Here is a 22,552-nt window from a genome sequence, read left to right on the forward strand (position 1 = left end):
GTCTAATAGGGATAGCCTGCCACAATGGCCAGGTGACTGGAGAGCGCGGCAGGCTGGTGCTGGCAGGAGCCCCCATAGGCCAGGCGGGCGACGTCTCGCCCCGCCTGCGCGAGGCGCTCGAAAATGCCGACGTGGTGGCCGCCGAGGACACCCGCCGGCTGCGCAGGCTCGCCGCGGAGCTGGGGGCGGACATCACCGGCCGGATCGTGTCCTACTACGACCAGAACGAAGCGGGCCGGGCCCAGGAACTCGTCGAGGTGCTGCGGGAGGGCCGCACGGTCGTCGTGATCACCGACGCGGGGATGCCGGGCGTGTCTGACCCGGGTTACCGCCTGACGAGGCTCGCGGTCGAGGCGGGCGTCACGGTCACCGCGCTGCCGGGCCCGAGTGCCGTCACCACCGCCCTGGCCGTGTCGGGGCTGCCGAGTGACCGGTTCTGCTTCGAGGGTTTCCCGCCGCGCAAGCCGGGCGAGCGCGCCCGCCGCCTGGCCGCGCTGGCGGGCGAGGAACGCACGATGGTCTTCTTCGAGGCGCCGCACCGGCTGGCGAGCTCCCTCACGGCCATGGCGGAGGCGTTCGGGCCCGGCCGCGAGGCGGCGGTCTGCCGCGAGCTGACCAAGACGTACGAGGAGGTGCGCCGGGGCGGCCTCGGCGAGCTGGCCGCCTGGGCGGAGGGCGGCGTCAAGGGCGAGATCACGGTCGTGGTCGCCGGCCACGTCGCGCGGGCGGAGGAGCACGACATGGACGCGCTCGTCGCGCAGGTCGACCGGATGGTCGCCGAGGGCACGCAGCGCAAGCTGGCCGTCGCCGAGGTGGCCAAGGGGGCGGGCATCCCCAAGCGCGAGCTTTACGAACTGGTGCACAGGAGATCAGCGACACCATAAGGTGCGCTTCGTGAGTAATTGGGGGGCTTCGCCGCGTCGACTGATCCCGCCCATGCAGGACGGCGTCCTGCTGGGGTGGGTCGGGCCCATCGTGGTGGCGATCTTCGGCGGCATCCTCAGGTTCGTCAGGCTCGGCGATCCCAAGTCCGTCGTCTTCGACGAGACGTACTACGTCAAGGACGCCTACTCGCTGCTGGCCCACGGCGTCGAGCGGACCATGCTCGGCGACGCCGACAACCCCATCGCCGACCGCCGGCTCATCGCCGGCAACCTGGACATCTTCAAGCAGTGCGCGCAGCCCTCCGACTGCGCGTCGTTCGTGGCCCATCCGCCGCTCGGCAAGTGGATGATCGGCGTGGGCGAGTGGTTGTTCGGAATGAACCCGTTCGGCTGGCGCTTCGCCGCCGCGCTGATCGGCACCCTGTCGATCCTGATCCTGGCCAGGGTGGCGCGGCGGATGACCCGCTCGACGCTGCTCGGCTGCCTGGGCGGTCTGCTGCTGGCCCTCGACGGGCTGCACCTGGTGTTGTCGCGCACGGGGCTGCTCGACATCTTCCTGATGTTCTGGGTGCTGGCCGGATTCGCCTGCCTGGTGGCCGACCGCGACCAGGCGCGGGAGCGGCTGGCCGCCTGGTACGAGAGCTCGCCCGTCGCCGGCATGGGGCCGCGGCTCGGGCTCAGGCCCTGGCGGATCGCCGCGGGCGTCTGCCTCGGCGCCGCGTGCGCGGTCAAGTGGTCGGGCATCTTCTTCCTGCTCGCGTTCGCCGTCATGAGCCTCATGTGGGACATGGGCGCCAGGCGGGCGCTGGGGGCGCGCGAGCCGGTCAGGGGTGCGCTGGCGTACGACCTGCCCGGCGGGTTCGGGGCGATGGCGCTCGCGTCCGCGGCGACGTTCACGGCGTCGTGGGCCGGGTGGTTCGTCAGCGCGGACGGCTGGGGACGCAACTGGGGGCAGGCCACCTCGTCGGGGCCGGCGTTCTTCGTGGCCGACTCGGTGCGGTCGTGGATGCAGTACCAGCTGGAGGTGCTCGGCTTCCACAGCGGCCTGGACACCTACCACCAGAACATGTCCGAGCCCTGGCAGTGGCCCGTGCTCCTGCGGCCCGTCACCTTCCACTACACCGGGGACCTGCCGCCGTCGGCGTGCGGGGCCGACAAGTGCTCGCAGGCCGTGATCGGGGCCGGCACCCCCGCCCTCTGGTACGGAGCCGCGCTCGCGCTGATCGCCCTCGTCGTGTGGTACTTCAACACGCGTGACTGGCGGGCCGGCGCCGTGCTGCTGGCCTACGCGGTCGGCTGGCTGCCGTGGTTCTACTACGCCATCGCCGACAACCGGACGATGTACCTGTTCTACATGATCCCCGTCGTGCCGTTCATGGTGCTGGCGCTCGTGCTGGTGGCGGGGCTGATCCTGGGCAAGGCCGCGGCCACGCCCGCGCGGAGGGCGTTCGGGGCCGCGGTCGTGGGCGCGTTCGCGCTCATCGCCCTGGTCAACTTCTGGTGGCTTTACCCCGTGCTGACCGCCGAGACCATCGCACACGCAGAGTGGTGGGCCCGGATGTTTCTGCGCTCCTGGGTGACCGTCGCACCGAAGTGACGCCCTTGCGCAGCGTGATCGCCGCCGCGATGCAGGCCAGCGGCACGGCCGGAAGCACGTAGCGGTAGTCGAACTCCGCCGTCGCGGCCGGGGCCAGCAGCAGCCCGAACGCGCCGAGCCACGGCAGCACGACCGGGCCGCCGAACTTGCGCCACCGGACCGCGACGCCGTACAGGCCGATCAGCAGGATCCCGCCGAGCATGATGCCGCGCAGGTAGAACACCTTCTGGTAGCCGCTCATGATGTCGGCCCACGGATGCACGATCCTCGTCTCGGGCGGGCCCTGCTCGTAGCTGAACGCGTCGGTGTCGGTGCGGCCGCCCGCGTACGACGACCACTTCGGCAGCCGCTTGGGCTGGCCGTTCTCGTCGATCTCGTAGTAGGGCTTGAACTGGTACATGTTGTACGTGGACTCGTCGGGGAAGCGCGGCCGGGCCCAGTGGAACGAACGGAAGAAGTCGCGCACGACCACCTGCAGATAGTCGCCGGGCTGCGACAGGATCGCCCGCGTGGCGAACTTGCTGGCGGCCTCGTTGGTGATCTCGCTGAACTTCTTGTTGGTGCCCCAGCGGTGCAGCACCTCGCCGGTGCCCGTGCCGTCGCCGTTGCCCTGCCCCCACAGATACCACTGGGCGTAGTCTTTGCGCTGGTTGACCGGGTCGTTGATGCAGAGCAGCAGCAGCTGTACCTCGGTGTACTTGTCGATGTCCATCTTGTTGCAGTCGGCGAAGATGGCCGTGCGCATGTACAGGATGAGGCCGTCGCTGTTGGTCATGGCGAATTTGCCGTACGCGGAGGCGAACCAGCCCATGTAGGCCAGCACCGGGATCGCGCAGGCCGTGATGACGGCCGTGATGGGCCGCCAGCCGGTGCGCTTGACCAGGAGATAGAGCACCACCAGGGCCAGGATGGGCAGGCCGATCGAGCGGGTCAGCCACGTCAGCGCCAGCAGCAGGCCGATCACGGTGCCCGCCTGCCACGTCAGCCGCCGCTTCCACAACACCATCGTGATGACGCCGACCACGAGCAGCATGAACATGGTGTCGGACATCACCAGCTGCTCCAGCTGGATCTGGTAGGCGTCGAACAACACCGGCGCGGCGGCCAGCGTCGCCCCCCACTTCGGCAGCCTGAACTTGATGCGCAGCAGCGCGTAGATCAGGCAGGCCGTGGCCAGGCCCATCAGGTGCTGCGTCAAGACCACCAGGGTGAAACTGTGGAAAGGCTTCAGCAGCATCAGCCAGAAGCTGTAACCGTCGGGCCTGATCGGGTGGGGCCTCGGGTGCAGGGCCACCGAGACGTACTCGTAGGAGTCGTTGAACCACATGGCCGGGCCGTAGCCGAGCATGGTGATGAGCCGCAGCACGGCGCCGACGCCGAAGGCCGCGGCGAACACCTGATGCCGGCGCACCATGGACAGCGCACGGGCTGCCGGGCCAGGAGCGGAGTGGTCCACAGGGGTAATCTCCGCGACGCTCACCATGCTGTAAAGAATGCCAGTCGTTTGTGGGTCTTGACCCGACCACACTCGGGCACAGGGCATGATGGTTGACTGGAATAGCCTTAACTGAAGGGTAGACACGTGGAACTGACGGTGGTCATGCCCTGCCTCAACGAGGCGGAGACCGTGGAAGTCTGTGTGCGCAAGGCACTGGCGTGCATGGAGGAGCACGGCATCGAGGGCGAAGTCCTGATCGCCGACAACGGCAGCACGGACGGCTCGCAACAGCTGGCCCGTGATGCCGGTGCCCGCGTTGTCCACGTCGATGAGAAGGGCTACGGCAACGCCCTCATGGGCGGGATCCGGGCGGCGCGCGGCAAGTTCGTGATCATGGGTGACGCTGACGATTCCTACGACTTCACCTCGTTGCTGCCGTTCGTCGAGCAGTTGCGCGACGGCGCCGACCTGGTGATGGGCAACCGCTTCAAGGGCGGCATCGCCCCTGGAGCCATGCCTGCGCTCCACCGCTATCTCGGCAACCCGGTGTTGTCGTTCATCGGCAGGCTGTTCTTCCCGTCGGCGATCGGCGACTTCCACTGCGGGCTGCGCGGCTTCAGGCGCGAGTCCATCCTGCGGCTGCACCTGCAGACCGGCGGCATGGAGTTCGCCTCGGAGATGGTGGTCCGCTCCACGCTGTCCGGCCTCGACGTGCGCGAGGTGCCCACGACACTCTCGCCCGACGGCCGCTCACGCCCGCCGCACCTGCGCTCGTGGCGCGACGGCTGGCGTCACCTGCGTTTCCTGCTCCTCTACAGCCCCAAGTGGCTGTTCTTCTACCCCGGCGTGCTGATGATGATCATCGGCCTGGTCGCGAGCACCGCGCTGACGTTCGGCCCGGTCGAGATCGGCGAGCTGGCCTTCGACGTCGACACGCTGGTCGGCACGTCCGCGCTGATGGTGATCGGCTTCCAGGCCGCGCTGTTCGCGCTGTTCACGAAGGTCTACGCGGCCGAGGAGGGCTTCCTGCCGGAGTCGCCGCGCATCCGCAGGATCATCGACATCGTGACCCTGGAGAAGGGGCTCGTGGTGGGCGGCCTGCTGGCGCTGGCCGGCCTGGTCGGGCTGGTGATGTCGCTGGTGCACTGGCAGGTGCGCAGCTTCGGCGAGCTCAACCCGCGCGAGTCGCTGCGGCTCGTCGTGCCGTCGGCGACGGCGCTCGTCATGAGCTTCCAGACGATCTTCGCCTCGCTGTTCATCAGCATCCTCGGCATCCGCCGCACGCGCGAGAGCTCCATCGACGTGGCCGCCAAGGCCGCCGAGGAGGCCGCGGAGGCGATCTCCCTCGAGAAGTCAGAGCGATAAACACCTTCTACGCGCTGCCGGGGCCGTCCACCCGCCGACGCGGGTTCCCGTCTGTCCAGGGAAACGCCCTCTGACCGGTGTGTGGATAAGTATCTTTTACGCGCTGCCAGGGTCGGCCACCCGCCGACGCGGGTTCCCGTCTGTCCAGGGAAACGCCCTCTGACCGGTCAGTGGCGCGCCGCCGTTACGGAGCGCCCTGCCGGCCCGGTCCGTGGTCAAGGCGTGGACCACGGAACACGGGCAAGGGTAGAGGCCGTTTCCTGGAGGGCCCTCAGCCGGAGTGCGGCGGGTGGCGGACCACGGTGACCGTAACAAATGATCTTCAGAGACCCCGTAGGCTTAGGGCCATGTCCCAGCACATCTTGACCGCCGTCGCGTGGCCGTACGCTAACGGCCCTCGCCACATCGGGCACGTCTCAGGTTTCGGCGTGCCGTCCGACATCTTCAGCCGCTACCAGCGGATGGCGGGCAACAAGGTGCTGATGGTCTCCGGCACCGACGAGCACGGCACGCCGATCCAGGTGCAGGCCGACAAGGAGGGCGTCAGCGCCAAGGAGCTGGCCGACCGCTACAACCGCGTCATCGCCGAAGACCTGACCGGGCTCGGGCTCGCCTACGACCTGTTCACCAGGACGACGACGAAAAACCACTACGCCGTCACGCAGGAGATCTTCAAGGGTCTCTATGACAACGGCTACATTTTCCCCCAGACCACGATGGGCGCCATCTCGCCGTCCACGGGCCGCACGCTGCCCGACCGCTACATCGAGGGCACCTGCCCCATCTGCGGCTACGACGGCGCGCGCGGCGACCAGTGCGACAACTGCGGCAACCAGCTCGACCCGATCCAGCTGATCAACCCGGTGAGCCGCATCAACGGCGAGACGCCGGTGTTCACCGAGACCGAGCACTTCATGCTCGACCTGCCCGCCTTCGCCGAGGTGCTCGGCTCCTACCTGCAGTCCAAGCAGGGCGAGTGGCGGCCCAACGTGCTGAAGTTCGCGCTCAACCTGCTCGGCGACCTGCAGCCGCGGGCGATCAGCCGCGACCTCGACTGGGGGGTGCCGATCCCGCTCGACGGCTGGCGCGACCAGCCCAACAAGCGGCTCTACGTGTGGTTCGACGCCGTCATCGGCTACCTGTCGGCCTCGATCGAGTGGGCCAGGCGCTCAGGAGACCCCGACGCGTGGCGCCAGTGGTGGCAGAATCCCGACGCCCGCGGCTACTACTTCATGGGCAAGGACAACATCGTCTTCCACGCTGAGATCTGGCCGGCGATGTTGTTCGGCTACAGCGGGCGGGGCGACCGCGGCGGCACGCCCGGCTCGCTGGGTGCGCTCGACGTGCCGTCCGAGGTGGTCTCCAGCGAGTTCCTGACGATGGAGGGCCGCAAGTTCTCCTCCTCCCGCCAGGTCGTCATCTACGTGCGCGACTTCCTCGAGCGCTACGACGCCGACGCCCTGCGCTACTACATCGCGGTGGCCGGCCCGGAAAACCAGGACACCGACTTCACCTGGCAGGAGTTCGTCAACCGCAACAACGGTGAGCTGGTCGCGGCCTGGGGCAATCTGGTCAACCGGTCGATCTCGATGGCGGCGAAGAACTTCGGTGCCGTGCCCGAGGCCGGCGACCTGACCGACGCCGACCGGGCGCTGCTGGAGCGTTCGCGCAACGCGTTCGGCCCGGTGGGCGAGGAGCTCGGCAGGTCGAGGTTCAAGAACGCGATCAGCGAGGCGCTCGACGTGGTCCGCGAGGCCAACAAATACCTGGCCGAGCAGGAGCCGTGGAAGCTCAAGGGCGACCCCGAGCGGCAGAAGTCGATCCTGCATGTGGCGCTCCAGGTGGTCGACGACGCCAAGACGATGCTCACGCCGTTCCTGCCCAGCTCGTCCAACAAGGTCCACGCCATGCTGGGCGGCGAGGGCGTGTGGTCGGGCATGCCGGAGATCCACGAGGTCGACGAGGACGGCGGCGACCCCTACCCGGTGATCACCGGCGACTACGACGGGGCGGCCCGCTGGGAGCACCAGCCCATCAAGCCGGGCACGCCGCTCGCGCCGCCGGTGCCGCTGTTCAAGAAGCTCGACCCGAAGGTCGTCGACGAGGAGCTGGCCCGCCTGGCCGACTGAGACGCTCCGGCGGGCCGGGCGTCGCCGCACGGGGGCTACGGTGGATGCCGTGACCAAGCTTCCCGCCGCGCCAGAGCCGCTTTCCTCGCCCGTGTTCGACAGCCACTGCCACCTCGACATCATGGTGGGCGACAGGCAGGCGTCGTCGGGCGATCCGGTGGCGCAGGCCGCCCAGGCGGCTTCGGCCGGCGTGCGCGGCATCCTGGAGGACGCCAGGGCGGTCGGCGTGACCCGGCTCGTCACGATCGGCTACGACCTGGCCTCCTCCCGGTGGAACGCGCGGGTGGCGGCCGAGCAGGAAGGCGTCTACGCCGGCGTGGCCGTCCACCCCAACGAGGCCCACGAGGCCACGTCCGAGGTGCTGGCCGAGATCGAGGCGCTGGCGCGGCGGCCGGAGGTGCGCGCGGTGGGGGAGACGGGGCTCGACTACTACCGCGACTGGTCGAGCAGGGACGACCAGCACACGAGCTTCCGTGCCCACATCGAGATCGCCAAGCGCACCGGCAAGGCGCTGGTCATCCATGACCGCGAGGCGCACGACGACGTGCTGAAGGTGCTGGCCGAGGAGGGGGCGCCGGAGAAGGTGGTGTTCCACAGCTTCTCCGGCGACGCCGAGATGGCGAAAAAGTGCGCCGAAGCGGGATATTTCATGTCGTTCTCCGGCCCGGTGACGTACAAGAACGCCGCCTACCTGCGCGAGGCCGCCGAGGTCGCGCCCGAGCAGCTCATGCTGGTCGAGACCGACGCCCCCTACCTGCCGCCCGTCCCGCACCGCGGCAAGCCCAACGCCCCCTACCTCATCCCGCTCACCCTTCGCTGCCTCGCGGAGGTCAAGGGCGCCCATCCGGACCGGTTGTGCGAGGCGATCAGCGCCAACGGAGTCACGGTCTTCGGCGAGTGGTGACCATCGTTTGGTGAACCGGCGGATCCGAGGGCACGACCACCGCTAGCGTTCGGGCGTTTCCCGCCCGTAACCGGAGGTGGTCCGTGCGAGGTAAGAGGCGCGCGCCGCGCCCGCCGATCCCGTGGCGCTCCCCGTGGACGCCCGTCGTGTGCCTGGCAGGCGCGGTGGCGCTCGGCACGCTCGTGGCGGTGTCGCTGCTGGTCAAAGAGGTCGTCGTCATCGTGGACGGCGAACAGGCCACCGTCCGCGGCTTCGCGGGGACCGTGGAGGAGGTGCTCACCGACGCCGGGATCTCGATGGGCACGGGCGACGTCGTACGCCCGGCCGCGCGAGAACGCGTCGCCGACGGCGCCGTCATAGAGGTGCGCCGCGCCCGCCCGCTCACGGTGACCGTGGACGGCCGCACGAGCACGCATCTCGTCACCGCCACGAACGTCGCGGACGCCCTGACCGAGCTGGACATCGAGGCGGCGCGCGGCACGCTCTCCGCCTCGCCCGGCCACACGGTGCCGCTGTCGGGGATGGCGCTCACCGTCCACACCAGGCGCGAGGTGCACATCGTCGCGGGCAACCGGCGGCTCACCTCGCGGACGACCGCCAGGACCATACGGCAGGTGCTCAAGCAGCAGCACATCGCGCCGCGCGACGGCTACCACGTGAGCCCGCCGCTGGGCAGCTTTCCCGAGGACGGCACGGTCATCACGCTCACCCCGCAGCACATCGAGCCGGTCGAACCCGCCGTGACGCGGCTCGACTGGCCCGCCCTGGCCGAGTGCGTCGCCCACGGCGACCCGCTCGCCTACAACCCCGACGGGCCCCACTACGGGATGTACCAGTTCAGCATGCGCATGTGGGAGGCCGTGGACGGCATCGGGCTGCCGAGCAACTGGCCCGCCGACGAGCAGACCTACCGGGCCCAGATCCTCTACCAGCGCGAGGGCGGCTGGGAGAGCCAGTGGCCGGCCTGCGGCGACCGCCTGTTCCACTGACCGGTCACCGCCTGTCGCGCTGCCTCGTGACCCGCTAACCGGCCACCGACACCCCGAAGTCGGCCCCCTTGGGCGGCTGCAGCGGCCGCGGCGTCTCCGCGTTGCGGCCCGTCACCGCCACCCGCCCGTACGGCTGCGCGTCCGGCTGCCCCACGAAGAGCTTGTTGCCACTGAAGGCCACCGACCAGCCGAACAGCCCGTCGCGGGTCGGCAGGATACGTTCCTCGGAGGGGTCCTGCCACGACACCACCCGGACGCCGCCGCCGAAGGGCGCGCCGACGGCCAGCCTGCCGTCCTCGGACGTGGCCAGCGAGAAGCCGAACGCCTGCTCGCCCGCCTGCGTCACCGTGCGCACCGGCTTCCTGTTCTCGTCGAGAAGCTGCACGTTCCCCGGGCCCGGCGAGCTCACCGCGTACCCGGCGCCATCGGCGTAGGCCACCGCGTAGCCGTACCTGTCGCCCGAGGCGTTGGTCGGCGAGTCGAGTTTCACCGTCGTCAGCCGGGTCGCCAGGACATCGTCGATGAAGACGACCGAGCCAGAGTCGATCTTGCCGTCCTCGACCTGGCGGCCCAGGCCGTCGTCGTTCTCGTACGGGACGCCGACGAGCAGCCCGTTCTCCGGCCCGTACGCCATCGACCAGCCGAACTGGTCGCCCACCTCGCTGTTGCCCCGCACGTCCACGGATTCCTGGCTGATCCTGCGCAGCTCGCCCGTGCCCTTGCGCACGTAGACGGCTCCCACGTCGAGCAGCCGGTTCTCGTCCTCGTACGGCGCGCCGATCGCCACGAGGTCGCCACGCGCGGCCAGCGACCAGCCGAAGTGCGCGAACCGTTGCGGCCGGGCCGCCGTCAGCCGTTGCGGGGGCGAGGAGCCGGCGCCGTAGACGACGTACGCGGCCCCGGCGTCCTCGGCGCCGTCGACGTCCGTGTACGGGGCGCCGATCACGAGGTCGGCGCAGGCGTCACCGTCGACCTTGGCCAGCCGCACCGACCAGCCGAACGCGTCGCCCCTGGCCAGGCCGGGAACGGTGACGGGAACGACCCTGCCGCCCGACAGCACGTGCACCGACCCCTTCTGCCCGTCGCCGAACGGGTCGCCCACCGCGACGTCGGCCACGCCGTCACCGTCGAAGTCGGACTCTCCCGCGCACGCGGCCCCTGATGCGGACACGAGCGGCGTCACCGCGGCGAGCAGGAGCGCGACGAGGGCGGACCGGATCATCACAGCGTGACCTCGATCTGCTTGCCGTCCTCCAGCATGGTCGCCGTCACCTTCACGGGTTTGCGGTAGTTGGGCAGGTCGAACACGAACGCGCTGTCCACCCGCCCGCCGGGCAGGATGGCCGGGGGAAGGGTGACGGCGGCCGGATCATGCTCGGCGCCCCGGTCGTCGACCATGGAGACGACCGGCTGGACCAGCGGTTTCCGTTCGCCACCAGGATTGATCATCGTCCAGCGGATGACGCAGAACTGGCCCCTGGACGTCGTCGTCTCCTCGTACGTCTTGAGCCCGCACTCCGGGGCGGAGGCGACGACGGCGACGGGGTCGTCGAAGTCCGGGCCCAGCGCGAACCTGCGGCCCACGTCATTGGGGCGCGCGCCGGTCGGTGAGGCGGCGCCCGCGTCGCCGGGGGTGGTGCCGGTACGGCCCGAGGTCACGATCAGCACGCCGGCCGTCACGACGATGGCGAGCACGGCGGCCGCGGCGGCGATGAGCCAGCGGGTGCCGGACGTCCTCGAGCCGCCGAGCGTGGCCGGCTCGCCGGCGGGCCTGGGCGTGCCCTGCTCCCCGGGCCAGGTGTCCGTACGGGTCGCGGGCGCCGCGCCCGGCCGCGCCCGCTCCCCGGCAGGAGCCGCGCCCGATCGCGCCGCCGGCGTCCCGGTCCCGCCGGGCGAGCTCTCGCGAGGGCTTTCCGGACCGGGCTGTGGCCTGCCGGGCGGGACGCCGGAGTCACGCGGATCGCCCTGCGGGGACGAATCCAGGTCAGGAGGGATGCCCGGGCCGCCGATCACCGTCTCCAGGCGCGTGGTGTCGCCCGGCGAGGGAGCCGTGAACGCGGCCGTGACGTCCGGATCGTCACCCTGCGGCGGCCGCCAGTCGTTCAGCAGCTCGGTCGCCACCAGCGTGGGCGGGTTGATCGACGGCGTGGGCGTGTTCCCTCCCACCAGCGCGATCAGCAGATCCTGCGCCGTCGGGCGCTGCGCGGGGTCCATCGAGGTGGCCAGCCGGACGAGGTCGTCCAGCGGCGCGGGCAGCGTACCCAGGTCGGGCGGGGTGTTCAGGACACGGTGGGCCAGCGTGATGGGGTCGCCCCGGCCGAACGGGTGCCGCCCGTTGGCCGCGTACGCCACCAGGCAGCCCCAGGCGAAGATGTCGGCCGCCGGGCTGACCGGCTCGCCGCGCACCTGCTCGGGCGCCCACCAGCCCGGGCTCCCCAGGAGCTCGCCGGAGAGCGTGAACCCGCTCTCCCGGTCGAGCGCCCTGGCGATCCCGAAGTCGATCACCCGGGGCCCGGACAGCGAGAGGATCACGTTCGCCGGTTTGAGGTCCCTGTGCACGAGTTCGGCGACGTGGATGGCCGCCAGCGCCGCCGCGACCCCGAGCGCGACGCCGTGCAGCGGACCCGGGTCCAGCGAGCCGTGCTTGGAGATCTGGTCGGACAGGGGGGTGCCCGCGATGTACTCGGTCACCATGTAGGGCCTGCCGTCCCCGGTGTTGCCGTTGTCCAGCACCTGGGCCGTGCAGAACGACGCCACCCGCCGGGCGCTGTCGACCTCCGCGTGGAACCTGGCCGCGAATCCCTCCTGGTTGGCGAACTCCGCCTTCACGACCTTGAGCGCCACGAACCGCCCCGTCGGCGCCCGCGCGAGGAACACGGTCCCCATGCCACCCTCGCCTAACCGCCCGAGCAGGCGGTAGGGCCCGACCTCCCGCAAGTCCGTCGGGCGTAGGGGCGCGGCGCCCGTTGGCTCCATGAGGTGCGTCCCTTCCTGTTCCACGCCATCCTCTCCTTTGGTCTCCCCGTACGCCATCGCAGGTTCTTCGATGCGGGAGACTGATGGGATGATGAGGCTGTTGGGCCCTGCAGAAATACGTATTTTGGCGAACAAGCTAGATCTTCGTCCGACAAAAAAGCTAGGGCAGAACTTCGTGATCGACGGGGGCACCGTCCGCCGCATCGTACGCGTGGCCGATCTGTCCCCGGACGACGTCGTCATCGAGGTGGGCCCCGGTCTCGGCTCGCTCACCCTGGAACTCCTGGCGTCCGCCGCGCACGTCGTGGCCGTCGAGATCGATCCGGTGCTCGCCCACCAGCTTCCCCTCACCGTCGCCGACCGCGGCGCCTCCGAGCAGCTCACGGTGATCAACGCGGATGCCATGAAGATCTCCGAGAACGATCTGCTGGGCTTCACCCCCACGGCCCTGGTGGCCAACCTCCCCTACAACGTGGCCGTCCCGGTGGTGCTCCACCTCCTGGAGGTCCTGCCGTCGCTGCGCAGGGGCCTGGTCATGGTGCAGTCGGAGGTGGCCGATCGCCTGGCCGCCGGTCCCGGCTCCAAGGTGTACGGCGTTCCGTCGGTCAAGGCCGCCTGGTACGCGGACGTGCGCAGGGCGGGCCCCGTCGGCCGGTCGGTCTTCTGGCCCGCGCCCAACGTGGATTCCGGGCTGGTCTCCCTGGTCCGCCGCGACCCGCCCGCGACGACGGCGTCGAGGGAAGAGGTGTTCGCGGTCATCGACGCGGCCTTCGCGCAACGCCGCAAGACCCTGCGCGCGGCCCTGGCCTCGTGGGCGGGCAGCCCGGCCCGGGCGGAGAGGGCGCTCAGAGCCGCCGGGGTGGACCCTTCGGCGCGCGGCGAGCAACTCGACATCCACGCCTTCGTCCGCATAGCCGAATCCGCCTCCTGATCGTCGCAGCCACCGAACGCGCCGAGCACCTCCGTGTTCCCGAACTGTGGGTTGGGGCGCGCCAGGCTGGTTGAATCGCAGGGTGGAGACAGGAACCCAGGGCCTGAATGATCTCGCTGATGTGGCTGAAGAAGCCTCGGCCGGCTCGACAGGCTCGTCGGCGCGGTGTGTCGTGATGATGTGCGGGATCGCGGGATCAGGCAAGTCGACCTATGCGCAGGCGTTGGAGCGACGCGGCTATGTCAGGCTGTCGATCGATGAAGTGATCTGGACCCGGTTCGGGCGCGATGCCGCCGAGTTCGATTCGGCGGAGTACGAAAGCCACAAGGCGGCTGCCGAGGAAGCGTTGAGGAAGCGGCTCGTAGACCTGATGGAAGCCGGCCAACCGGTGGTCCTGGACTACAGCTTCTGGCGCCGGACGGCTCGTGACGACTACAAGGCCCTGATCGAGAGTCATGGGTGCCGGTGGAAACTGGTCTATCTCAAGGCAAGCCCGGAGACGCTGCGCCGGCGGCTGGCCGTACGCAACAAGCTGCACGGGGCCAACTCCGTGACCGTGTCCGAGGATCTTCTCAACAGGTACGTGGCCGGATTCGAGGAGCCCGTCGACGAAGGGGAGCTCACGATCCTGCAGGACTGATGCGAGGGGTGTACGACATCGTCCGTGAATGAGCCGGCACGAGGCGACGTTCTTCGTGCCGTGGGGTGCGAGCCTGTGGGCAGGGCCTTTCCACAGGCCGCCTGCTGTCGCGGCTCCTCATCCACAGAACGCCGCTCGGCCCCACGTCCCCTCACCCCGCCGGATCATCCTGGCCTCCCGAACTCACGTACGGACCTGGGAGGCTCACATGCTCCGACGCATCGCTCTCATCTGGCTCGCCCTCGGCGGAGGCCTCTGCACCACGCTCGTCGCCGTCCCCGATCCCGCCCTGGCACAGCTGAAACGCACGCAGACCAGAGGCGAGACAGCCGCCGCCGCGGCCCTCAGCCAGTTGGGCGTCTCCTTCTCCTGGGGAGGAGGCTCAGTCAAGGGCCCCACCATCGGCATCGGGCGAGGAGCCGCCACGACCGGCTTCGACTGCAGCGGCCTGACCCTTTACGCCTGGTCCAGAGCCGGGGTGCGGCTGAGCCACTACACCGGTGCCCAGTTCCGCCAGGGCCGCAGGATCCCGCTCAGTGCTCGCCGCCGAGGTGACCTGCTGTTCTTCGGCGGTGGCACGGGCGACCCCACCCACGTGGCTCTGTTCCTCGGCGGCGGCGTCATGATCCATGCTCCCAAGACGGGCGACGTGGTGCGCAAGGTCGACTTCCTCCGCTCGCCCTACTTCCGCTCCGCGTTCCGCGGCGCCGTACGCCCGGGCTGACCGCTGTCCGCGCCGCCCTCCGCGGGCCACGGCCGGGCTCGCCCCTCACCGTCCCGAGCAGACATCGACCACCTGCTCGAGCAGGCCGGAGAGCAACTCCTGGTCCTCCCGCCTGGACGGCTCATATTCCGTGAGTCCCAGGCCTGCCACCTCATACCGTTCGGCGATGGCGCCGACCAGAGCAAGGAGCTGATCGGGATGCAGTCCACCAGGCGCCGGGCTACCGACGCTCGCGAAGACCTGCGGATCGAGCACGTCAAAATCGATGTGCACATAAACGGCCGCCGCGCCACGCGAATCCCCGTCGGTCGCACCGGCCGCCGTGCCGCGCGAAGAGCCGACCGCTGCGTCGAGCGGGGTGCCGTGGCAGGCCGCGACCGCGTCCACGAGGGCCGCGGCATCCGCCTCCAGGACATGCCGGATCCCTCGCGTTTGGACGAATTCCGCCTCCGCGCGGTCGAGATCGCGTCCGCCGGCCAGCACGATCCGCTCCGGCGGCACCGTCACCTCCGGCACCAACCCTTCGGGCCCCTCTCCGGTGAGCGCGCGCAGCACCATCCCGTGATAAGCCCCGGAAGGCGACGACTCAGGCGTGTTGAGATCCCCATGAGCGTCGAACCAGACGACGACCAGCCGATCCCCAAACCGCTTCCGCGCCGCCGCCACAGGTTCCAACTCGACCCCGCAGTCGCCGCCCGCGGTGACCACCAGCCCAGCACGCACCGGCGCGACTGCCTCCCGCACCCTGGCGGCGGTGCCGACGAGATCGTCATCGGCGTCCACCAGCACCCGGTGATCGGCGTCCACCATGTCGGCGAGCAACCGCGCGCCCTCCCGCAGCCGCTGCGCCGTGGGAGCTCCCGACCCCCGCCACTGCGGCACCTCGATCACCGTCACCTCAGCCAACGCACACACCCTCCTCGCTCGCGGTCGACCCTCCGCACCCGACCGCAAACCCGGCCAGTCCGGCGACCTGGTCGAGCCGTCGAGATGCGGTGATCTCGCCTGGGCGGGGTAGCGTCGGCGTGCGTGTTCTCGGCGCCGAACCGCAGTGGAGCGACCGGCGGCAAGACATCACGATTTGTAACCGATTGGGATCGGGGCATAAGCCCATGACCTTGACTCTATGTGTTGCAGGGCCGTTGCCAGCGGCGCGATCTTTCGAGAACCGCATGTCAGGGCGGCGTGCCCCGATAACATCGAGTGTCCTTGACCCCGGCAAGTGATGAAAGTGGCAGAAGATCGATGAGTTCGGTGACCGTACGTGTGCCTGCGAAGGTCAACGTGCAACTTTCTGTCGGCCCGCTCAGGGAGGACGGCTTCCACGACCTGGTCAACGTCTTTCACGCCGTATCGATCTTCGATGAGGTGACGGCCAAGGAGTCCGAGGCGATCACCGTGTCGGTGTCGGGGAAGTGGTCCGATCAGGTGCCGGTCGACGACGGCAACCTGGCGATCAGGGCTGCCCGCGCGCTCGCCAAACACGCAGGCCGCGGCTACGGCGCCGACCTGCTCATCCAGAAGGACATCCCGGTCGCCGGCGGGATGGCGGGTGGCAGCGCCGACGCGGCGGGCGCGCTGGTGGCCTGCAATGAGCTGTGGGGGCTCGGGCTGCCCTTCGAAGACCTCATGGAGATCGCCGCCGACCTCGGCAGCGACGTGCCGTTCTCCCTGCTCGGGGGCACAGCGGTCGGCACGGGCCGCGGCGAGCAGCTGAGCGAGTTGCCCACCGGGGGGTTGTTCCACTGGGTGTTCGCGCTGGCGGACGGTGGTCTCTCCACCGCCAGCGTCTACGCGGAGTGCGACCGCCTCAGGGAGGCCGCGGCCGCCGAGGTGCCCTGGCCCCAGATCGACGACTCGCTGATGGAGGCTCTGGGCACCGGCGACGCCTACGCTCTGGGCGCCCACCTGAGCAACGACCTCCAGGAGGCCGCGTTCAGCCTCCGCCCGGAGCTCGCGCCGACCCTCGAAGCAGGACGCCAGCACGGCGCGCTGGGGGCGATCGTCTCCGGCTCCGGCCCGACGTGTGCGTTCCTGGCCATCGACGCCCTGCACGCCCGCGATCTGGCCCGCGGGCTGACCACGACAGGCGCCGCTCACACCGCCGTCCCCGCCCACGGCCCCGTCGCCGGCGCCACCCTCCTCTGACCGCCCAGTTCCTCCTCTGAGGAACCGCCCTTCCGTCCTCTTCTCTGCGCGGTGGTCGCTCGTTCGAGGGCCGTCATCCCTCAGCGGTGCCGCCATGTCCGGCTGAGCGCCGTCATCCCTGTACGGTGACCGTCGCACTCCCGTCTCGCCGCCGACCCGCCCGGGGTCGACCGCTCTTGCTGTCGGTCGGCCCGCCACGAGCCGATACCCTGGGATCGCCATGAATCTGGTCAACCTTGAGTCGGTCTCACATGCTTACGGGCCCAAGCCACTCCTCAGCGACGTCTCCCTGGGCGTAGAAGCGGGGGAGCGCATCGGGGTTGTCGGGCGCAACGGGGGCGGTAAGACGACCCTGCTGTCCGTCATCGCCGGGGCAGTGCGGCCGGACACCGGCCGGGTCACCCACAACCGCGGGCTCCGCGTGGGCTTCCTGTCGCAGCGCGACGAGCTCGACCCCGACGCCTCCGTGAAGGAGATCGTGCTCGGCGGGCTGGCGGAGCACGAGTGGGCCGGCGATCAGCGGGTTCGCGAGATCCTGGCCAACCTGATCGGCGACCTCGACCTGGATGCCAGGGCCGCCGATCTGTCCGGTGGCGAGCGCAGGCGTACGGCGCTGGCGCAGTTGCTGATCGACGACCATGACCTGGTCATGCTCGACGAGCCCACCAACCACCTCGACATCGAGGCGATCGCCTGGCTGGCCGGGCATCTGGCGGGCCGGAAGAGCGCGCTGGTGGTCGTGACGCACGACCGGTGGTTCCTCGACGCGGTGTCCACTCGCACGTGGGAAGTCGTGGACGGACGGGTCGAACGGTATGAGGGCGGATATGCCGCTTACGTGCTGGCCAAGGCGGAGCGGGCACGGATCGCCCAGGCCGCCGAGGAGCGCCGCCAGAACCTCATGCGCAAGGAGATCGCGTGGCTGCGGCGCGGTCCGCCCGCCCGTACGTCGAAGCCGAAGTTCCGCATCGAGGCCGCCCAGGCACTGATCGCGAACGAGCCGCCGGCGCGGGAGACCGTGGAGTTGATGCGGTTCGCCGCGGCCCGCCTCGGCAAGACGGTCTACGACCTCGACGACGTCACCCTGCACGCGGGCGGGCCGGGCAGCGGGCCGCTGGTGCTCGATCGGCTGACGTGGCAGTTCGGCCCAGGAGACCGGATCGGCTTGATCGGCGTCAACGGGTCCGGCAAGTCGTCGGTGTTGCGGCTGCTCGCCGGCACGGTCAAGCCCGACGAAGGCCGGGTGGTCAGGGGCAAGACGGTACGCCTGGCGCACCTGTCACAGGAGCTGGCCGAGCTCGACCCGCAGCGGCGGGTGCTGGAGTCGGTGGAGGAAATTCGCAAATACCTCCAGGTCGGCAAGAAGGAATGGTCGGCGTCCCAGCTGCTCGAACGTCTGGGGTTCAAGGGCGAGGCGCAGTGGAAGGTCATCGGCTCCCTTTCCGGTGGTGAGCGGCGACGGCTGCAGCTGCTCCGGCTCCTCATGGACGACCCCAACGTGCTGCTGCTCGACGAGCCCACCAACGATCTCGACATCGAGACGCTCAACGAGCTCGAAGACCTGCTGGACGGCTGGCCTGGCACGCTGATCCTGGTGAGCCACGACCGCTACTTCCTTGAGCGGGTGACCGATCGCTGCGTCGCGCTGCTGGGTGACGGGAAGCTGTCGCTGCTGCCCGGCGGGGTCGACGAATATCTCGAACGCCGCGCCGCCGGCACGGCCCTGACGGCCCGCGTGGCCGGCACCGCCACGACCACCACCACCACCACCACGACCGCGGGTCCCGGCGCCGCCGGTGCGGCCGGCTCCCCTGCGTCGGCGGCGGACCCGGCCCCTGCCGCTCAGAGTGGGCTCTCGGCCAAGGAGGAGCGCGAGCTCCGCAAGGAGCTCAACCGTCTCGAACGCCAGCTCGACAAGCTGAGCGACCAGGAGTCCAGGCTGCACGCTGCGATGGCCGATGCGGCCACCGACTATGCCCGGCTGGGCACCCTCGACGCCGAGTTGCGCGAGATCACCGCCCAGAAGGACACCATCGAAGCCGAGTGGCTGGAGACCGCCGACCGCCTCGGCGACTGACCTCACCACCTGGCGTTCCGTTGCCGCCGCAGCGAAGCGGACGGTGAAGGGACGCTCGTAACGGCGAGTGCGCCGTTGGCCCTCACGACCGGCGCGTGACAGAGGGCCGCCGACGTCGGCGAGGCGGGTAAGTCGGCTTGCCGTAAAAGAAGTAAGAGCGCGCGCCGACCCGGGGCGGCTCGACCCGCCACAGCGGGAGAGCGGGGCGGCCGGGGTGGGTGATGACGTGCCGCTGAGGGAGAGCCGGGTGAGTGATGGCATGCCACCGAGAGGGAGCGGTTCACGGCGGAGAGTCGAACGGGGTGAGGAGGGTGCGGAGGTGGGAGGCGAGGGCGCGCTGGTCGGTGGGGCCGAGGCCGGACAGGAGGTCGTGTTCGCGGCGGAGCAGGTCGGAGAAGGCGGCGTCGACGCGGGCGAGGCCGGTCTCGGTGAGGGAGACGAGCACGCCGCGCCGGTCTTCGGGGTCGGGGCGACGCCGTACGTGCCCGGCCTGTGCGAGGCGGTCGATGCGGTTGGTCATGGTGCCGGAGGTCACGAGTGTGGCCCGCAGCAGGGCGCCTGGGCTGAGTTCGTACGGTTTGCCGGCCCGCCGCAGCGCTGTCAGCACGTCGAACTCCCACGGCTCCAGGTCGTGTTCGGCGAACGCCGCCCGTCGAGCCCGGTCGAGATGCTTGGCCAGTCGTGACACCCTGGAGAGCACCTGGAGCGGTTCGACGTCGAGGTCGGGGCGCTCCGTCCGCCAAGCCGCGACGAGGCGGTCGACCTCGTCTCTAGCATCCTCGGTCATGACACAAGAGTGTACTGTCTTGACATCGAGATATCTCTCTCGATATCAATTATCTTCATGTCAAGAGATATGTGGGACCCTGTAACGTACGCCGTCTATGCGGACGAGCGGTCGAGGCCCTTCATCGAGCTGATCTCCAGGGTAGGGGCGGTCGATCCCGACTATGTCGTGGACGCCGGCTGCGGCAGCGGCGAGCTCACCGCCCAGCTGGGCGCTCGCTGGCCCCGCGCGACCGTGGAGGGTTTCGACTCCTCGCCCGCGATGATCTCCAAGGCGCGGCGGCTGGAGGCGAAGGCCAGGTTCGCGGTCGCCGACGTGGCCATGTGGCGGCCCGACCGGCCGGTGGACGTGATCGTCTCCAACGCCGTGCTGCAGTGGGTGCCCGAGCACCACTCGGTGCTGGAGCACTGGGTCGAGGAGCTGGCGCCGGGCGGCTGGCTGGCCTTCCAGGTGCCGGGCAACTTCGATGCGCCCAGCCATGTCGCGATCCGCGAGCTGTGCGCTTCGCGCGCCTGGTCCGACCGGCTCGGCGACGTCCTCAGGGTGAAGCCGGTCGACGAGCCCCTCGACTACCTCGACCTGCTCAATCAGGGCGGCGCTCAGGTCGACGCCTGGGAGACGACCTACATCCACGTGCTCCATGGCGAGAATCCGGTGCTCGACTGGGTGTCGGGCACCGCCCTGCGGCCGATTTTCGACCGCCTCGCCCCGGACGAGCAGCGGCGGTTCAAGCGCGACCTCGCCCCGGCGCTCGCCGACGCCTATCCGGCCAGGAATTACGGTACGCCGTTTCCGTTCAGAAGACTCTTCGTCGTGCTGCAGAAATGAGGGAGGGACGATGATGATCAGAGCACTGCATCACGTTCAGCTCGCCGCGCCCGCGGGGAGCGAGCCGCTGCTGCGAGAGTTCTACGCGGGCGTGCTCGGCCTGGAGGAGGTGCCCAAGCCGCCCGAGCTGGCCAGACGCGGCGGCGCGTGGTTCAGGGGCGAGGGCGTGGAGGTGCACCTCGGCATAGAGGACGGTTTCAGGCCCGCGCGTAAGGCCCACCCCGCGTTCCTGGTCGACGACATCGACGCCTACGCCGCGAAGATCCCCGGAGCCGTGCCGGACGACCTCTTTCCCGGCTTCCGCCGCATCTACGTCTCCGACCCGGTGGGCAACAGAATCGAGCTCCTGCAATCCGCCTGATGTTCACCTAAGGGTGGCATTATTGTCCTAAATCGGACTTTTGCGAGGTGTAGTGGGAATCGAGATCGAGGACAAGTTCGATGTCACCGCAGAGTACGAAATTCCGGACCTGAGCGGTCTAGCCGAGGTCGTCGGCCCCAAGACTTACCAGCTCGTGGCGCTCTACTATGACACGCCCGATCTACGGCTGGCCTCCCGGGGCGTCACCCTCAGACGACGACGAGGCGGCGCCGATTCCGGCTGGCACCTGAAGTTGCCCAAGGCCAAGGGCGCGCGCCAGGAGATCACCCGTCCCCTCACCCGCAGCACCAAGATCGTTCCAGCGGAGCTGGCCGAGCTCGTCCGCGCCTTCACCCGCGGCGCCGAGCTCCAACCGGTCGCCCAGCTCGACACGCGCAGGAGCGTCACGGTCCTGTTCGACGGCGACGCCAGGCTCGTCGAGGTCGCCGACGACCGCGTGAAGGGCACCGTCTTCGGCGTGGAGCCCATGGTCGTGCGGTGGCGCGAGGTCGAGGCCGAGCTGCTCGAAGGCGGCGACAAGGCGCTGCTGGCCAAGGTCGGCAAGCGGCTCAGGAAGGCGGGCGCGACCCCGTCGGCCTCCTCCAGCAAGCTCGCCAAACTCCTCGAACCCGCCCCGCTCCCCGAAGCCCCCACCGAGCCGGGCACGGCCGGCGAGATCGTCGTCGCCTACCTGGCCGGCCAGGTGGCCGCCCTCCTGTCGCAGGACCCCCGCGTACGCAGGGCGGAGGACGACGCGGTGCACCAGATGAGGGTGGCGGCCCGCAGGATGCGCAGCGCGCTCAAGGCGTTCAAGACCGTCGTGACCGGCACCGACCGGCTCCAGGACGAGCTGCGCTGGCTCGGCGCCGTCCTCGGCGAGGCCCGCGACCTGGAGGTCATCAGGGCCAGGTTCGGCAAGGCGCTGGACGGGCTGGCCCCCGAGCTGGTCACGGGCCCCATCAGGACCCGGCTCGGCGCGGATCTGCGCGAACGCGAGCAGGAGGCGTACGAGCGGATCAAGGACGCGCTCAGCGGCGAGCGCTACTACACCCTCCTCGACTCGCTCGATGCCCTCGTCTCCGCCCCGAAGCTGGGCAAGGCCGCGGCCAAGCCCGCGCAGGAGCGGCTCAGCACCATCGCGGCGGCCAACTGGGACCGCGTGACCAAGGCGTACGACACCGCCCAGGCGATCGACGACCCCGAACGCCGGGAGATCGCCATGCACGACGTGCGCAAGGCGGCCAAACGTGCTCGGTACACCGCGGAAGCGCTCCGGCCCACGCTGGGCAGAACCATGGCCAAGCTTGCCGAACTCGCCGAGGGCATCCAGGAGATCCTGGGGACGCACCAGGACGGCGTGGTCGCGCAGGAGACCCTGGAGAAGGAGGCCGGGAAGGCCCGCCAGGCAGGCGAGGACACCTTCACGTACGGGCTGCTCGTCGGGCTCGAGCGCGGCACGGCCGAGCGGGCACACGCCGAGTTCCCCAAGGTCTGGGCAGAGACCGTCGAAGCGGTTAACAGGGTTCTATGACGACCTGTCGAGCTCGGCCCTGCTCGGAGGCCCGCAGGGCGACACCGCCACCTGAGCTTCGGGTACGGCCCGCGCTTCTGCATCGGCGCCAGCCTGGCCAGGGTGGAGCTGGTGGCCGTGTTCAGCAGGTTGTTCCAGCGGTTCCCCGCCCTGCGGACGACGGTGCCCGTCGACGAGCTGCCGCGCAACGAGGGCAGGATCACCGAAGGGCCGGCCCGGCTGCCCGTCACCTGGTGAGCGCTC

At 69.9% G+C, this 22,552-nt stretch carries 20 protein-coding genes; 15 read left to right on the forward strand and 5 right to left on the reverse strand.

From position 1 onward, the window contains the following. Positions 1-32: 32 nt before the first annotated feature. Both rsmI and ABGB01_RS21325 read left to right on the forward strand, forming a co-directional pair. Positions 33-884 (forward strand): 16S rRNA (cytidine(1402)-2'-O)-methyltransferase, encoded by an 852-nt coding sequence (rsmI, locus tag ABGB01_RS21320; RefSeq protein ID WP_347775301.1) that lies wholly within the window; start codon positions 33-35, stop codon positions 882-884. A 52-nt stretch (positions 885-936) separates the two neighbouring features. After that, on the forward strand, positions 937-2,481 hold the full coding sequence (locus ABGB01_RS21325) for a phospholipid carrier-dependent glycosyltransferase (protein WP_347775302.1): 1,545 nt from the start codon (positions 937-939) through the stop codon (positions 2,479-2,481). Here ABGB01_RS21325 and ABGB01_RS21330 read toward each other — a convergent pair. Next, a complete protein-coding gene (locus tag ABGB01_RS21330; protein WP_347775303.1) occupies positions 2,375-3,964 on the reverse strand; it encodes a hypothetical protein in 1,590 nt (529 codons plus the stop codon). The two genes, ABGB01_RS21325 and ABGB01_RS21330, sit on opposite strands and share 107 nt — an antisense overlap. 99 nt (positions 3,965-4,063) lie before the next feature. Here ABGB01_RS21330 and ABGB01_RS21335 point away from each other — a divergent pair, with 99 nt between their 5' ends. From ABGB01_RS21335 to ABGB01_RS21350, 4 genes are all read left to right on the forward strand, one after another. Further along, positions 4,064-5,284, forward strand: coding sequence for a glycosyltransferase family 2 protein (locus ABGB01_RS21335; RefSeq protein WP_347775304.1), 1,221 nt, complete (start codon positions 4,064-4,066; stop codon positions 5,282-5,284). A 347-nt stretch (positions 5,285-5,631) separates the two neighbouring features. Continuing rightward, positions 5,632-7,413: a methionine--tRNA ligase gene (gene metG / locus ABGB01_RS21340; protein ID WP_347775305.1), complete on the forward strand. Its 1,782-nt coding sequence runs from the start codon at positions 5,632-5,634 to the stop codon at positions 7,411-7,413. Between the two features lie 49 nt (positions 7,414-7,462). Next, on the forward strand, positions 7,463-8,317 hold the full coding sequence (locus ABGB01_RS21345; RefSeq protein ID WP_347775306.1) for a TatD family hydrolase: 855 nt from the start codon (positions 7,463-7,465) through the stop codon (positions 8,315-8,317). Positions 8,318-8,400: 83 nt separating this feature from the next. Further along, on the forward strand, positions 8,401-9,306 hold the full coding sequence (locus ABGB01_RS21350; protein WP_347775307.1) for a ubiquitin-like domain-containing protein: 906 nt from the start codon (positions 8,401-8,403) through the stop codon (positions 9,304-9,306). A 34-nt stretch (positions 9,307-9,340) separates the two neighbouring features. On the opposite strand, the gene ABGB01_RS21355 is transcribed toward ABGB01_RS21350, so the two are convergent. Beyond that, on the reverse strand, positions 9,341-10,528 hold the full coding sequence (locus ABGB01_RS21355; RefSeq protein ID WP_347775308.1) for a hypothetical protein: 1,188 nt from the start codon (positions 10,526-10,528) through the stop codon (positions 9,341-9,343). Next, the gene (locus ABGB01_RS21360) at positions 10,528-12,282 is read right to left on the reverse strand and encodes a protein kinase (RefSeq protein WP_347775541.1); all 1,755 of its coding nucleotides are present in this window, start codon (positions 12,280-12,282) and stop codon (positions 10,528-10,530) included. The genes ABGB01_RS21355 and ABGB01_RS21360 overlap by 1 nt, the downstream gene beginning before the upstream one ends. A gap of 70 nt (positions 12,283-12,352) precedes the next feature. On the opposite strand from ABGB01_RS21360, the gene rsmA reads away from it, so the two are divergent. The 3 genes from rsmA (at position 12,353) to ABGB01_RS21375 (ending at position 14,577) form a co-directional block, all read left to right on the forward strand. Further along, on the forward strand, positions 12,353-13,213 hold the full coding sequence (rsmA, locus tag ABGB01_RS21365) for a 16S rRNA (adenine(1518)-N(6)/adenine(1519)-N(6))-dimethyltransferase RsmA (protein ID WP_347775309.1): 861 nt from the start codon (positions 12,353-12,355) through the stop codon (positions 13,211-13,213). 82 nt (positions 13,214-13,295) lie between these two features. Next, positions 13,296-13,853 carry an ATP-binding protein gene (locus ABGB01_RS21370; RefSeq protein ID WP_347775310.1) on the forward strand — a complete coding sequence of 186 codons (558 nt, stop codon included), beginning with the start codon at positions 13,296-13,298 and terminating at the stop codon, positions 13,851-13,853. A 208-nt stretch (positions 13,854-14,061) separates the two neighbouring features. Next, the gene (locus tag ABGB01_RS21375; RefSeq protein ID WP_347775311.1) at positions 14,062-14,577 is read left to right on the forward strand and encodes an NlpC/P60 family protein; all 516 of its coding nucleotides are present in this window, start codon (positions 14,062-14,064) and stop codon (positions 14,575-14,577) included. Positions 14,578-14,622: 45 nt separating this feature from the next. On the opposite strand, the gene ABGB01_RS21380 is transcribed toward ABGB01_RS21375, so the two are convergent. Then, positions 14,623-15,474 (reverse strand): arginase family protein, encoded by an 852-nt coding sequence (locus ABGB01_RS21380; protein WP_347775542.1) that lies wholly within the window; start codon positions 15,472-15,474, stop codon positions 14,623-14,625. Between the two features lie 348 nt (positions 15,475-15,822). Here ABGB01_RS21380 and ABGB01_RS21385 point away from each other — a divergent pair, with 348 nt between their 5' ends. Then, positions 15,823-16,725: a 4-(cytidine 5'-diphospho)-2-C-methyl-D-erythritol kinase gene (locus ABGB01_RS21385; RefSeq protein ID WP_347624152.1), complete on the forward strand. Its 903-nt coding sequence runs from the start codon at positions 15,823-15,825 to the stop codon at positions 16,723-16,725. A gap of 220 nt (positions 16,726-16,945) precedes the next feature. Further along, positions 16,946-18,802, forward strand: coding sequence for an ABC-F family ATP-binding cassette domain-containing protein (locus ABGB01_RS21390; RefSeq protein WP_347775312.1), 1,857 nt, complete (start codon positions 16,946-16,948; stop codon positions 18,800-18,802). A gap of 280 nt (positions 18,803-19,082) precedes the next feature. On the opposite strand, the gene ABGB01_RS21395 is transcribed toward ABGB01_RS21390, so the two are convergent. Continuing rightward, complete coding sequence (locus ABGB01_RS21395; RefSeq protein ID WP_347775313.1) at positions 19,083-19,589, reverse strand: MarR family winged helix-turn-helix transcriptional regulator; 507 nt, start codon at positions 19,587-19,589, stop codon at positions 19,083-19,085. Between the two features lie 69 nt (positions 19,590-19,658). Here ABGB01_RS21395 and ABGB01_RS21400 point away from each other — a divergent pair, with 69 nt between their 5' ends. The 4 genes from ABGB01_RS21400 to ABGB01_RS21415 are packed head-to-tail and all read left to right on the forward strand — an operon-like array spanning position 19,659 to position 22,546. Then, complete coding sequence (locus ABGB01_RS21400) at positions 19,659-20,417, forward strand: trans-aconitate 2-methyltransferase (RefSeq protein ID WP_347775314.1); 759 nt, start codon at positions 19,659-19,661, stop codon at positions 20,415-20,417. Between the two features lie 10 nt (positions 20,418-20,427). Continuing rightward, the gene (locus ABGB01_RS21405; protein ID WP_347775315.1) at positions 20,428-20,778 is read left to right on the forward strand and encodes a glyoxalase; all 351 of its coding nucleotides are present in this window, start codon (positions 20,428-20,430) and stop codon (positions 20,776-20,778) included. A 52-nt stretch (positions 20,779-20,830) separates the two neighbouring features. After that, the gene (locus ABGB01_RS21410; protein WP_347775316.1) at positions 20,831-22,309 is read left to right on the forward strand and encodes a CYTH and CHAD domain-containing protein; all 1,479 of its coding nucleotides are present in this window, start codon (positions 20,831-20,833) and stop codon (positions 22,307-22,309) included. Between the two features lie 51 nt (positions 22,310-22,360). Next, a complete protein-coding gene (locus tag ABGB01_RS21415) occupies positions 22,361-22,546 on the forward strand; it encodes a cytochrome P450 (RefSeq protein ID WP_347775543.1) in 186 nt (61 codons plus the stop codon). Positions 22,547-22,552 lie beyond the last annotated feature (6 nt).

The organism is Nonomuraea sp. B5E05 (assembly GCF_039880665.1).
In the GTDB taxonomy this organism is placed as follows: Bacteria; Actinomycetota; Actinomycetes; order Streptosporangiales; family Streptosporangiaceae; genus Nonomuraea.

What these genes read in the sequence shown, in the direction of transcription:
- ABGB01_RS21385 (WP_347624152.1), top strand. Translation starts at nt 15,823, where the DNA reads ATGAGTTCGGTGACCGTACGTGTGCCTGCGAAGGTCAACGTGCAACTT.
- ABGB01_RS21395 (WP_347775313.1), bottom strand. Translation starts at nt 19,589, where the DNA reads ATGACCGAGGATGCTAGAGACGAGGTCGACCGCCTCGTCGCGGCTTGG.
- rsmA (WP_347775309.1), top strand. Translation starts at nt 12,353, where the DNA reads ATGCGGGAGACTGATGGGATGATGAGGCTGTTGGGCCCTGCAGAAATA.
- ABGB01_RS21375 (WP_347775311.1), top strand. Translation starts at nt 14,062, where the DNA reads ATGCTCCGACGCATCGCTCTCATCTGGCTCGCCCTCGGCGGAGGCCTC.
- ABGB01_RS21325 (WP_347775302.1), top strand. Translation starts at nt 937, where the DNA reads ATGCAGGACGGCGTCCTGCTGGGGTGGGTCGGGCCCATCGTGGTGGCG.
- ABGB01_RS21360 (WP_347775541.1), bottom strand. Translation starts at nt 12,282, where the DNA reads ATGGAGCCAACGGGCGCCGCGCCCCTACGCCCGACGGACTTGCGGGAG.
- ABGB01_RS21400 (WP_347775314.1), top strand. Translation starts at nt 19,659, where the DNA reads ATGTGGGACCCTGTAACGTACGCCGTCTATGCGGACGAGCGGTCGAGG.
- ABGB01_RS21355 (WP_347775308.1), bottom strand. Translation starts at nt 10,528, where the DNA reads ATGATCCGGTCCGCCCTCGTCGCGCTCCTGCTCGCCGCGGTGACGCCG.
- metG (WP_347775305.1), top strand. Translation starts at nt 5,632, where the DNA reads ATGTCCCAGCACATCTTGACCGCCGTCGCGTGGCCGTACGCTAACGGC.
- ABGB01_RS21390 (WP_347775312.1), top strand. Translation starts at nt 16,946, where the DNA reads ATGAATCTGGTCAACCTTGAGTCGGTCTCACATGCTTACGGGCCCAAG.
- ABGB01_RS21405 (WP_347775315.1), top strand. Translation starts at nt 20,428, where the DNA reads ATGATGATCAGAGCACTGCATCACGTTCAGCTCGCCGCGCCCGCGGGG.
- ABGB01_RS21330 (WP_347775303.1), bottom strand. Translation starts at nt 3,964, where the DNA reads ATGGTGAGCGTCGCGGAGATTACCCCTGTGGACCACTCCGCTCCTGGC.